Genomic DNA, 2,970 nt, shown 5'->3' with positions numbered 1-2,970 from the left:
TTGCGAGCTTCACTGACAACTTCAAACTGCTCAATACGCTGTTTGATCAGTTCTGCAATTTCATTTGAATTCAGTTGCATGCTCTCGTCCCCGATTATGATTGCAGTGAAGAAGCTAAGCGCTTGAGCTGGCTTCTTAACGTATTGTCGATGACCATGTCACCGGCTTGGATCAGCAAACCGCCAACAATAGACGGTTCAACACTGCAATTGAGCTTAACTTTGCGTTCAAGACGTTTTTCCAACGCTGCGCTTAACTTCGCCTGTTGGGCGTCGTCGAGATCCATCGCCGAAGTCACTTCAACGGTGATCTCTTTTTCGAACTCTTGCCGCATGTCTGCGAATAACCGCAAGACTTCCGGAAGAGCCTTCAAGCGTTCATTGGTTGCCATTACTTTTACCAAGTTCTGGCCATTGGCATCGAGTTGCTCACCGCAAATCCCGATGAAAACGTCACTTTGATGAGCGAGGCTTGACGCACCATTTAAAAAGGTCACGACGTCAGCATTTTCAACAACTTCCGCTGCGAACGCTAACATACCATGCCATTTGTCTAACGCACCTTGCTCAACAGCAAAATCAAAAGCTGCTTTAGCATAGGGGCGAGCGACCGTTGTATATTCGGACATAGCTCAACCCCCTTGATTACAGTTCAGCGACAAGTTTTTCAACAATGTCGCTTTGCTTCTGTGCATCGACCTCACGTTCAATGATTTTCTCTGCACCAGCAATTGCCAAGAAGGCAACTTGCTTACGCAAATCTTCACGAACACGAGTACGCTCGGCTTCCACTTCGGCATAACCGGAAGCAATAATTTTTTCGCGCTCAGCGTGACCACGTTGAGTCTCTTCTTCAACCAACTTCGCCGCACGTTTTTTGGCTTGGTCGATTAATTCAGCTGCTTGTAACTTAGCAGCTTTGAGCTCTTCGTCGGCTTTTGCACGAGCGACTTCAAGGTCTTGATTCGCTTGTTCAGAAGCGGCAAGACCGTCAGCAATTTTCTTCTGACGCTCTTCAATCGCATTGTTCAACGGTGGCCACACAAATTTCATGGTGAACCACACGAAGAACGCAAACGCAATCGATTGACCTATAAGGGTGAAGTTAATATCCACAACAACCCTCCTCTAAGTTGGTGATCGACGATTGTGCTTGATTAACCGATGAACGGGTTAGCGAATAAAAGCAACAATGCGATACCAACACCGATCATCGCGATAGCATCGATAAGACCAGCAAGGATGAACATTTTAGTCTGTAGCTGAGAAGCCATTTCTGGTTGACGAGCAGTAGCTTCTAAGAACTTACCACCCATGATTGCGAAAGAGATCGCAGTTGCTAACGCAGCAACGCTCAGAATGATAGCTACAGCGAATAATGTTGCAGTTTCAATTGCCATTGGGTTTTCTCCAATTTTAAAAGTTAAGGTTAATGTAAAAAGTTGATGGTTTATTAATGGTCTTCTGCTGCCATACTCAAGTACACGATGGTTAACATCATGAACAAGAACGCCTGCAACACAATAACCAGAATATGGAACACCGCCCACGCAAAATGCAGTGGTAGCTGATAGAGACCGACCAGCGCGATCAAGATAAAGATAACTTCACCGGCATAGAGGTTTCCGAACAAACGAAGACCGAGCGACACTGGTTTAGAAATCAAGGTCACCAGCTCGAGCACTAAGTTAAACGGTATCAGAGCCCAGTGATTGAACGGTGTAAAGCTTAGCTCCTTAATGAAGCCACCGACACCTTTGAAGGCAATCGAGTAACCGACGATTAAGAAGAAGACACCTAACGCCAGACCCATGGTGATATTGATATCGGTCGTCGGTGCAATGGTCATGTAGCTCCAAGGGTGCGCCATGATCTTTTCGAGTAGTGAATAGCCCTCGACGTCGTATTTGATCGCCTCTGGGTTGAAGAGTAGACCAACCGCACCAAATACGGTAGGTAACCAATCCACGGGAACCAACTTCATGAGGTTCATCATGAATATCCACATGAAAATGGTTAGCGCGATCGGCGCAATAAGCTTGTTTTTGACGTGGAATGTTTCTTTCACTGAGGTTGCGATGAACTCAATGACCATTTCCACAAAACACTGAAACTTACCCGGCACGCCTGTCGTTGCTTTGCGGCCAACAGCCATAAAGCTGAGGACAAAGACGAAACCAAGAATAATCGAGACACTGAGTGCACCCACATTAACGGCCATAAAACCTTCACCAATCGTCATATCCGAAAGGTGGTGGTTAATGTAGCCTTGGATGCTGGTATTTCCTGCTGCAGCCATGTAATTACCCAATTAACTAGTTTTTGAATTTAAAAGAATCGGTGCCAGCCATTGCACGTGCAAGAGGACCAAAAGCGTTACAAACAGCGGTAACCATGGTCCAGATAGCAATAAAATACTATGTTCGGAACCAGGGCAATGACAACGCCAGCGAACGCTGACACGGTTCCTGGACCTGCCATCAGCAGTCCAAAAATAATGACAAAGACGAAACCAACACCAAGTTGAAGGGCTAATGTTCGTAACGCAAGCTGCTGTCCTGCCCGGGTTAACGGGTGATTCGACTGTGCGAGCATGACCATTCCAACCTGTGGATTTCAGCGCCTAAACGCACTGCTAAAGTTCACTTCTTGAGCAGTTTGTGCACTGAACATAAAAAAACTGCGCAGATTATAAAGTTTTGCTGCTAAATTGCAACTAAAGCCGGGCTTTTAAGCCTTATAAGTTCTGGGAACTTACTTTTATGCAACAAAACTCCCTGATTCTCTGATAGTTTATTGAATTTAAGAAAAATGGCGCAAAATTCCGTCAAGTTCATCAAGACTGGTGTAGTTAATCACGAGCTTTCCCTTGCCTTTACGATTGTGGCTAATCGCGACTTTGGCACCCAAACGTTCGCTCAATGAGTTTTCTAACTGCTGGACGTCTGGATCAGGCTTTTTCTCCTCTTTT

At 45.7% G+C, this 2,970-nt stretch carries 4 protein-coding genes and 2 pseudogenes (1 of these 6 running past the window's edge); all 6 read right to left on the bottom strand.

Annotated elements, in window-relative coordinates; genetic code table 11:
• Positions 1-80, bottom strand: a pseudogene (gene atpA, locus J5F18_RS01485) (F0F1 ATP synthase subunit alpha); it reaches 1,437 nt to the left of the window's first position.
• 14 nt (positions 81-94) lie between these two features.
• Entirely contained in the window at positions 95-628 is a 534-nt protein-coding gene (gene atpH / locus J5F18_RS01480) for a F0F1 ATP synthase subunit delta (protein ID WP_346300595.1), read from the bottom strand.
• Between the two features lie 16 nt (positions 629-644).
• Entirely contained in the window at positions 645-1,115 is a 471-nt protein-coding gene (atpF, locus tag J5F18_RS01475; protein ID WP_346300594.1) for a F0F1 ATP synthase subunit B, read from the bottom strand.
• Positions 1,116-1,156: 41 nt separating this feature from the next.
• Positions 1,157-1,399, bottom strand: coding sequence for a F0F1 ATP synthase subunit C (atpE, locus tag J5F18_RS01470; protein WP_126793262.1), 243 nt, complete (start codon positions 1,397-1,399; stop codon positions 1,157-1,159).
• Positions 1,400-1,452: 53 nt separating this feature from the next.
• Positions 1,453-2,298 (bottom strand): F0F1 ATP synthase subunit A, encoded by an 846-nt coding sequence (gene atpB, locus J5F18_RS01465; RefSeq protein WP_346300593.1) that lies wholly within the window; start codon positions 2,296-2,298, stop codon positions 1,453-1,455.
• 503 nt (positions 2,299-2,801) lie between these two features.
• Positions 2,802-2,970 (bottom strand): annotated as a pseudogene (locus J5F18_RS01460) (chromosome partitioning protein ParB); the annotation flags it as partial.

Source organism: Halomonas sp. BM-2019, assembly GCF_017584085.1.
Note: the sequence above shows the minus strand (reverse complement) of the source record. Positions and strands in the feature narration are given on the sequence as shown.